This is a genomic window from Martelella sp. UBA3392 (assembly GCF_002358775.1).
GTDB classification, from domain to species: domain Bacteria; phylum Pseudomonadota; class Alphaproteobacteria; order Rhizobiales; family Rhizobiaceae; genus Martelella; species Martelella mediterranea.
In genome coordinates, this window is record NZ_DEPM01000217.1 from 1 (window position 1) to 8,951 (window position 8,951).

At 63.2% G+C, this 8,951-nt stretch carries 8 protein-coding genes; 2 read left to right on the plus strand and 6 right to left on the minus strand.

The window, feature by feature from the left end:
• Together B4E36_RS17550 and B4E36_RS17555 are read left to right on the plus strand one after the other, a co-directional pair.
• Positions 1 to 1,790 (plus strand): ATP-binding response regulator (locus B4E36_RS17550; RefSeq protein WP_345900618.1); only part of this gene is annotated, 1,790 nt, incomplete at its 5' end.
• On the plus strand, positions 1,783 to 2,691 hold the full coding sequence (locus B4E36_RS17555) for a response regulator transcription factor (RefSeq protein WP_292052898.1): 909 nt from the start codon (positions 1,783 to 1,785) through the stop codon (positions 2,689 to 2,691). The genes B4E36_RS17550 and B4E36_RS17555, both read left to right, overlap by 8 nt.
• Positions 2,692 to 2,735: 44 nt before the next feature.
• On the opposite strand, the gene B4E36_RS17560 is transcribed toward B4E36_RS17555, so the two are convergent.
• The 6 genes from B4E36_RS17560 to dut all read right to left on the minus strand — a co-directional run bounded on the left by B4E36_RS17560 (position 2,736) and on the right by dut (position 8,779).
• Positions 2,736 to 4,022: a TRAP transporter large permease gene (locus tag B4E36_RS17560; RefSeq protein ID WP_292052896.1), complete on the minus strand. Its 1,287-nt coding sequence runs from the start codon at positions 4,020 to 4,022 to the stop codon at positions 2,736 to 2,738.
• The gene (locus B4E36_RS17565) at positions 4,013 to 4,549 is read right to left on the minus strand and encodes a TRAP transporter small permease (protein ID WP_292052892.1); all 537 of its coding nucleotides are present in this window, start codon (positions 4,547 to 4,549) and stop codon (positions 4,013 to 4,015) included. Before B4E36_RS17565 ends, B4E36_RS17560 begins: the two co-directional genes overlap by 10 nt.
• Before the next feature lie 81 nt (positions 4,550 to 4,630).
• The gene (locus B4E36_RS17570; RefSeq protein ID WP_292052888.1) at positions 4,631 to 5,605 is read right to left on the minus strand and encodes a C4-dicarboxylate TRAP transporter substrate-binding protein; all 975 of its coding nucleotides are present in this window, start codon (positions 5,603 to 5,605) and stop codon (positions 4,631 to 4,633) included.
• A gap of 218 nt (positions 5,606 to 5,823) precedes the next feature.
• A complete protein-coding gene (gene cysK / locus B4E36_RS17575) occupies positions 5,824 to 6,792 on the minus strand; it encodes a cysteine synthase A (RefSeq protein ID WP_292052886.1) in 969 nt (322 codons plus the stop codon).
• 157 nt (positions 6,793 to 6,949) lie between these two features.
• Positions 6,950 to 8,218, minus strand: a complete 1,269-nt coding sequence (locus B4E36_RS17580) for an MgtC/SapB family protein (RefSeq protein WP_292052883.1) — start codon at positions 8,216 to 8,218, stop codon at positions 6,950 to 6,952.
• 102 nt (positions 8,219 to 8,320) lie between these two features.
• Complete coding sequence (gene dut / locus B4E36_RS17585) at positions 8,321 to 8,779, minus strand: dUTP diphosphatase (RefSeq protein WP_292052879.1); 459 nt, start codon at positions 8,777 to 8,779, stop codon at positions 8,321 to 8,323.
• Positions 8,780 to 8,951 lie beyond the last annotated feature (172 nt).

Consider the following 8,951-nt stretch of genomic DNA (forward strand, 5'->3'; position numbering starts at 1 on the left):
TGTGCTGCTCGCTCGACAGCCGCTGCCACGATCTCTGCAAGCCGAACGCGAAATTCGAGGCGCAGCTTGGCACCGTCGCCCACAAGCTGCTGCCGGCGAGGATCGTCGCCCAGCTTGCCACAAGGCTCGGGCGCTACGGCATAACGCTCGCGCTTTCGATCACCGCAATCGGCGCGATCCTGGCGATGATCGCCTATCAGACCGCGCGGGCGGCGCCGGAAACCCAGGTGGTGGTCTACAACACCGCGCTGATCGTGTTCTTCGTGTTCGCGCTGATTACCGGCGTGGTCGCCTGGTTCTTCGTGCTGGCCCATGACAGCCGAAAGGTCGCCGAGGAAGAATCCTCGCGCCAGACCACGCTGCTGCTCAAGGAAATCGCGGCGCACGAGAAAACCGATGCGGCGTTGCAGGCCGCCAAGGAAGCCGCCGAATCCGCCAACCGCGCCAAGAGCCGCTATGTCGTGGGTCTTTCCCACGAGCTCAGGACGCCGCTCAACGCCGTCTCCGGCTATGCCCAGTTGCTGGAGCGCGATCCGACGATCCCCGAGGCCCGCCAGCCGGCGATCCAGTCGATCCGGCGCTCCGCCGATTATCTTTCGGGCCTGATCGACGGGTTGCTTGATATTTCCCGGATCGAATCGGGCCGGCTGCAGGTCTATTCCAACGAGATCAATCTCGGCGAATTCCTCGACCAGATCGTCGATATCTTCGAGACCCAAGCCCGCGCCAAGGGCCTCGCCTTTCGCCACGGTCGTGACCGGAACCTGCCAGCCTATGTCCGCACCGACGAAAAGCGCCTGCGCCAGATCCTGGTCAACCTCTTGTCGAACGCGGTGAAGTTCACCGATACGGGCACGGTGACCTTCGATGCCCGCTATCGCAGCCAGGTGGCCACCTTCACCGTGACGGATACCGGCAGCGGCATCGACGAGAAGCATCTCGGCCGGATCTACGAACCGTTCGAGCGCGGCGGAACCCGCGACAAGCCGGGCCTCGGTCTCGGCCTGACAATCACCAGGCTTCTGGTCAACACGCTCGGCGGCGATATCGCGGTCGAGAGCCGCCCCGGCGAGGGCGCGACCTTCTCGGTGCGGCTGATGCTCGCCTCCGTCGACCGCCCGACGCCCCCGCAAGCCGGCGCGGACACCGGCGTCTATGATGGTCCGCGCCGAACGATCATGGTCGTCGACGACAATGAGGATCACCGCGCGATGATGGCCGATATCCTGCAACCGCTCGGCTTCAACGTGATGCTGGCCGAAAACGGCGCGGCCTGTCTCGAACAGACCGCAATCGAACCGGTGGACCTGTTCCTGCTCGACATCCGCATGCCCGGCATGAACGGCTGGCAACTGGCGACAGCGCTGCGCGAACGCGGCGTGACGCGGCCGATCATCATGCTCTCCGCCAATATCGGCGATGACGCCGAGATCGGCCACGGCGATGACAGCCATAACGACACGCTGTCCAAGCCCGTCAACCTGAAACGGCTGAAAGACGTGCTCGGCATGCATCTCGGGCTGACATGGCGGCAGGCAGCGGATGCTGCGCCGGTCAAAGCGGCAAAAGTGCCGGAACGGCTCGTCCCGCCCCCGAAATCCGAATGCGAGGAATTGATCCGTCTGGCGGAGATCGGCTATCACCGGGGCATCAAGGACAAGCTCGCCGCACTTGCCGCCACGCACAAGCCGTTTGTCGAGGAGGCGACGGGTTTCGTCGATCGTTTCGATCTCGATGGCTTCCTGCGTTTCATGAGATCGCTGCCGACCGAAGGGGACGGGAATGGCTGAGCCACAGGAAATCGTTCTCCTGGTCGATGACAGTCCGGATGCGCTGAGCTTCCTGACCGAGGCGCTGGAGGCGTCCGGCTATTCCGTGCTGATCGCGACCTCGGGCGCGAGCGCGCTTTCGATCGTCGAGCGGATTACGCCCGATATCGTGCTGATGGATGCGGTGATGCCCAAGATGGACGGCTTCGAGGCCTGCCGCAGGCTGAAGGCCGGGCCCTCCGCCGAAACGCCGGTGATCTTCATGACCGGGCTTTCGGAGACCGAACATATCGTCCACGCGCTGGAATCGGGTGGGGTCGACTACCTCACCAAGCCGATCAATATCGACGAGCTGCGCGCCCGCATCCGGGTTCATCTCGCCAATGCCCGCTCGACCCAGAGCGCGCGGGTGGCGCTGGACGCCACCGGCCGCCACCTGCTGGCCTGCGACGCCGGGGGCGGGCTGCGCTGGATGACGCCGCAGGCAAGCCGGCTGATCCACGACGCGGTCGGCGCCGGCGCCGACCTCGGCTTCATCACCCGCCAACTCGCCGACTGGCTTGCCGGCGGCGAACCGTCCGCCAGCCCGGATGCCATTCTTCCGATCACCGAAAATGGCAAAAAACTGTTCCAGCTCGCCTTTCTGGAAAAGACCGGAACCAGCGAATACCTGTTCCGCGTCACGCCCGCCAACCCCGTCAGCGACGACGAGGCGCTGCGCAAGGAATTTCCGCTGACGGCGCGCGAATCCGAAGTGCTGGCCTGGATCGCCAAGGGCAAGACCAACCGCGACATCGGCGAAATTCTCGGCCTTTCCACCCGCACGGTGAACAAGCATCTGGAAACCATCTATGTGAAGCTCGGCGTCGAAAACCGCGCCTCCGCAGCCGTCAAGGCGGCTTATGTGCTGCACGGGATGTGAGCATCGCCCTGGCCTCACGCAATGCGAGGCCGGGGACAAGGAGGCTATTTCCCCATCATCATGTCCGGCAGGAATGTCACGATAGAGGGGAAGAAGACGAGCGCCAGCAGCACCGCCAGCAGGGCCACGAAGAACAGCCATGCCTCGCGCATATATTCGCCGATCGAGACGCCGAGGACCGAGCACGAGGTGAACATCAGCGTTCCGACGGGGGGCGTGACGCCGCCGATCGTCAGGTTGACCACCATCACGATGCCGAACTGCAAGGGATCGATGCCGAGCTTGGTGATCGCCGGCACCAGGATCGGCGTCAGCAGGATCAGCGCCGCCGTGCCTTCGATGAGCATGCCGATCACCAGCAGCAGCACATTGATCAGCAACAGCAGCATCAACGGGTTTTCTGTGATGCCGAGCAGCAGCGCCGCGCCCTTCGCAGGGATCTGTTCCCAGGTCATGTAGAAGCCGAACGCGCCGGCCGCACAGATGATCAGCATCACGACGGCGGTTGCCAGAACGGTTTCGGTGATGATCAGCGGAAACGACGAGAGCTTCAGCTCCCGGTGCCAGAAAAAGCCGATGATCGAGGCATAGACCACCGTCATCGCGCCCGCCTCTGTTGGCGTGAAGATGCCCTGGCGGATGCCGATCAGGATGAAGGCGATGATCGAAAGCGCGCCGAGGGATTCGACGAAGGCTTTCCAGAGTTCGCGGCCTGTCGCCATCTTGACGCGCGTCGGCTTGTACTTGCGGCTCTTGGCCCGGAGCCTGACGGCCAGCATAAGCGCAAGCATGATCAAGAGGCCGGGAACGATGCCGGCGATGAACAGCCTGCCGACGGAGACATTGGCGAGAAAGCCGTAAAGAATGAGCCCGATGCCCGGCGGAATGATCGGCGTGATGACGGCCGAGCAGGTGCACACCGCCGCAGTGAAGCCTGGCGAATAGCCGCGTCGCACCATTTCCGTGCCCAGCATCTTGGCCTGCATGGCGGCATCGGCGTTGGCCGAGGCCGACAGCCCGCCCATCAGCGCCGACAGCATGACATTGGCCTGCGCCAAGCCGCCGATGGTGTGGCCTACCAGCGCATCGGCAAAGCCGAGCAGCCGCCTCGTGATGCCGGCATGGTTCATGATCGTGCCGGCGAAGATGAAGAACGGCACGGCAAGCAGCGGAAAGGATTCGGTGGAGGACGCCATCTTCTGGATGAACGAGCTGATCGGCAGCCCGCTTGACATCAGGAAGAAGCTGAGCGCGGCCATGGCGATGCCAAGCGCGATCGGCGTGTTCAGCAGAAACAGCGCCAGCATGATGGCAACCGGTATCAGGCCCATCCCGCGCCTCCTTCGTCCGGAGTTTCGGCGAGACGGTGGGTGGGCTCCGTATCGCCCTTGAACTTGCGCAGCGCAATGCCGGCATAGCGCAGGAACATGCAGGCGAAGCCGCACATCAGCGCCGCGTAGAGAATGGCGCGCGGCCATCTTAGGATCGGCATCGGATCATCCATCGTGCTCAGACAGAATTTGACGCCAAGCCAGGTCGCATAGGCAAGAAAGGCGAGGATCAGGAGATCGACGAGAGCGCCGAGGATACGCCGGGGACCGGCCGGAATCAGCATCCACGCCAGATCGATGCTCATATGCATGCCATATTTGAAGGCCGCCGCGCTGCCCATGAAAATCAACCAGGCGAAGGAAACTGAGGCGATATCGCCGGTCCACGCCGCCGGCGTTTCCGTGATGTAGCGGGTCACGACGCCCCAGCAGACGGCAGCCACCAGCACGACAAGCGCGATGCCGGCAATGACTTCCTCGAAATAATGGAATGGGCGCAGACCGGACCCTTGCGAATGCTTCGACATCGTTTCCCGCCTTGAAAATCGTATGAGGACACCGAAAGGCCGAGGCGACATGCCCCGGCCTCCGGTCGCTTTCGAACGCGCTTATTCGGCGAGGATCTTCTGGATCTGGTCGTAGAGGCCGGGCGTCCAGTTCGGGAACTCGCCGTAAACGCCGGCGGTCTTGTCGCGGAAGGCCTGGATATCGACATCGTCCACGATGGTGACGCCGGCATCGCGGAACATGTCCTTGTACTCCTCGTCACGCTTCAGCGTCAGTTCGGTGGCCAGCGCGCCGGTTTCCTGACCGACCTCCATCATCACATCGCGAATGTCTTCCGGCAGGCTGTTGAAATAGTCGGAATTGATCACCCAGAAGGTAAAGGCGGTGAAGTGCTGGGTCAGCGAGATGGTATCGCGGGTCTCGTGTAGCTTCGCCCCCCAGAGCGAGCCGAGCGGGGCTTCTGCGCCTTCGACGACGTTCTGCTGAAGAGCACTATAGACTTCCGACCACTCGACAGTTGCCGGGCGCGTGCCCATGGCCTCGAACGTCTTGACGAACACCGTGTTCGGCGGGACGCGGATCGTCATGCCATCGACATCGGCCGGGCTGCGCACGGGCTTGTCGGCCAGGATGTTGCGGGCGCCGAAAAGCGCATCGTCAACGAGAAAGGTGATGCCCTTGTCGTTGAACTGGTCCTTGACGGAGGCGAACCAGTCGGAGCTTGCGATCTTTTCGAACTGCTCCGGATTGTCGAGCAGATAGGGGCCTTCGACCACGCCGATATCCGGCACGAAATCGGAGAGGTAACCGGACGAGGTGACCGAGATGATCGGCGCGCCCTGGCGCATCATCTGGTTGACGTCCTTTTCGCTGCCAAGCTGCTGGGCCGGAAACACCTGGATTTCAACGCGCCCGTCGGTGCGCTTGGCAACTTCATCGGCGAAGAACTCAGCCGCCTCGATGGTCGGCTCACCCGGCGACAGGGAACTGGCGAGGCGAATGGTGTAGTCGGCCGCCATGGCCGAACCGGCGAACAGGAAACCAGCCGCGACGAGAGCGGCATTAGCAAATTTCATGATTGACTTTCCTCCTGAGGATCACTGGGCCCTCCTCCGAAAAGGGCTCTTATATATGATCACTTATTTCACATATAAATTTGAAGCTTGTCAACAGCGGTTGTGAGGAAGCGACTATGTGCCGCAACGAAAAGGCCGGAGACATGGCACTCGCCATGTCTCCGGCCTTAAAATGAGCCTTATAATCAATGCGTCGGTTGTTCCCGCGCGGGGAAGTGTTACTGCCCGAGCCCCTCGAACAGCGCTGTCGACAGATAGCGTTCGGCGAAGGACGGGATGATGACGACGATGGTCTTGCCTTCGTTCTCGGGGCGCGAGCCGACCTCGATCGCCGCCTTCAGGGCGGCGCCCGAGGAGATACCGACCGGCACGCCTTCAAGGCGGGCCACTTCGCGGGCGAGCGCGAAGGCATCGTCGTTTTCGACCTGTACGATCTCGTCATAGACCGAGGTGTCGAGTACGCCCGGCACGAAGCCGGCGCCGATGCCCTGGATCTTGTGCGGCGCGGGCGAACCGCCGGACAGAACCGGCGAGGCGGTGGGCTCGACGGCCACCACATGCACGTCCTTCTTCTTCTGCTTCAGCACCTGGCCGACACCGGTGATCGTGCCACCCGTGCCGATGCCGGAGACGAAGATATCGACATCGCCATTGGTGTCGTTCCAGATTTCCTCGGCCGTGGTCTTGCGGTGGATTTCGGGGTTCGCCGGGTTTTCGAACTGCTGCGGGATCACCGCGTTTTCGGTTTCGGCGGCGATTTCCTCGGCCCTGGCGACCGCGCCCTTCATTCCCTTCGGCGGCTCGGTCAGCACCAGTTCCGCGCCGAGCAGCGCCAGCATCTTGCGGCGCTCGATCGACATCGATTCCGGCATGGTGAGGATCAGCCGGTAACCCTTGGCGGCGGCGGCAAACGCAAGCGCGATGCCGGTATTGCCCGAGGTCGGCTCGACCAGAACGGATTTGCCGGGCGTGATATTGCCGGCCTTTTCCAATGCCTCGATCATGGCGAAGCCGATACGGTCCTTCACCGAGGCAATGGGATTGAAGAATTCGAGCTTGGCGAGCAGGTTGGCCTTGACGCCATGCTCCTTCGCCAGCTTGTCGAGACGCACGAGCGGCGTATCGCCGATCGTCTCGAGGATGGATCCGTATACCTTCCCGCGTCCGGGCTTGCCGTTCTGTTCCATGACTGTGCTCCCTTGAATTCGTTACAATCTAGGTAGGGTCGAAGGCGACCGAATTCGAGGCACGAACCGGCGATGCACTCCGGACTTGAGGAATGCAGTTCCAATTATAGCCCCTCCGAAGGAATTTCATTTCAGGCGCGACCTGCAAGCCCGCGCGTCACTGCAAAACCGCGCTGTAGAGCCAGAAACAGGCTCCGCCGACCATGATCACCACCAGCGTCACCAGGGCGAGCAGCCGGCCATATTCCCGCGTACCGCTGCCATAGGCCAGCACCACCTTGGTGATCAGGTTGGAGACCGCCGCCGTCAGCACCGCGATCGCCGCGGTATGGACCGGAACCGCCCCTCCGGCCAGATGCGCGGTCGAAAGCGTGATGGCGTCGAGATCGGGAATGCCGGAGACGAGTGCAATGAACACGATACTCGCCGGCCCCAGGAACCTGACCAGCACCTTGGCGGCAAAACCGATAACGCCGAGCAATGCGCCGAACCGCAACACCGACTGCAGCTCGAACGGATTGGAAAGCTGAAGCTCGGTCTCCGGCCGGGCGTTACCGCCGCTGCGGTTCAGGACGAGGCTTGCAAGGATGAAGGCGCAAAGCCCTGGCGCAAGGACTACGAGCAGCGGCGCCATCAGAGCCGGCGCCACGACCGAGGCAATCACGAAGCAGCGGACCAGCGACAGCCCGCCGGCGATGGATGCCGCGCCCGCGAGATTGCGCGACAAAGCCGGCTGCCCGACAGAAATGCGCGCGAAGGAGAGCGTCGTCGCCGTTGACGACACGATGCCGCCGGTGGCGCCGGCAAACAGGATGCCGCGCTCCGGCCCGCCAATGCGCATCGCCACATAGCCGGCATAGGAGAGTGCGGCAATCATCACCGTCATCAGCCAGACGGAGAACGGATTGAATCCGCCCCATGGATCGATCGCGCGGTTGGGCAGAAGCGGCAGCGCCACGAAGCTCATCGTCAGAAGCACGAGCGCAGAACGCAGTTCCACCCATGTCATCGACTTCAGAAAACCGTGGAGCGCGTGGCGGGCGGCCAGCAGCACGGTGGTGACCACCCCGCCGGCGGCCGCCAGCCGCATATCGCCCGTAACGGAAACAATGCCGAGCGCGAACACGACCAGCGCCGCAACCACGCCGGTGACGCTGAAATCATGCCGTGGCCCCGCGGCCAGATACTCGAAGACAACGAAGGCGATCGTCAACCCGGCCGCCAGCATCGCCGGCACCATCGGGCCGGTCTCAACGCCGAGATAGCCCGCCAGCCCACCCAGAAGCCCGACCAGCGCAAAGGTGCGGATGCCCGCCACCCGCTGCCCGTCGGCCAGATCGCGCTCCTGCCAGCCGCGCTCGATCCCGGCCAGGAGCCCGATCGCCAGCGCCAGACCAACCCGCTGAAACGCCTCCATCATGTCCATGGGCAAAGCCTCCGTGCCGCGTTGCGCCAGCTTTCCGGGAAGCCTACACCACAGGCAAGAATGCGGAAATACGCCGATTTACAGACGCCCGGAAACCGCGCCTCACACGCCCGTCGATCCAAATCCGCCGGCGCCGCGTTTGGTCTCGGTCAGGTCGTCGACCACGGTCACCGGCATCTGCGTCACCGGGGCGATGATGACCTGGGCGATGCGCATGCCGCGTTCGATCACGAAGGTCTCCTCGCCGAGATTGACGAGCAGCACCTTGACCTCACCGCGATAATCGCTGTCGATGGTGCCGGGCGTGTTGAGGCAGGTGATGCCGTGCTTGTAGGCGAGGCCGGAGCGTGGACGGATCTGGGCCTCGAAGCCTTGCGGAATTTCGAAGATGAAACCGGTCGGCACCAGCGCCCGCCTGCCGGGCTCAAGCGTCATCGGCGCGTCGACGGCGGCGCGGATATCCATGCCGGCGGAACCGGAGGTTTCGTAGGCAGGTGGCTCGATGCCCTCGGCATGTTCGAGGCGTTTCAGCTTCAGCGTCATTTTTGTTTCCATGTTCATTGCAGTCACCCCGGGACCTGTCACGTTACACGGCCGCCTCACCTCTGGCCGATCTCCCCCCCCTTGAGGGGGAGATGCCCGGCAGGGCAGAGAGGGGTGCAGCGAAAGCCGCCAGCTCTGAGCTCGTTGAAAGGGTTCACCCCTCTCTGTCGCTTTCGCGACATCTCCCCCT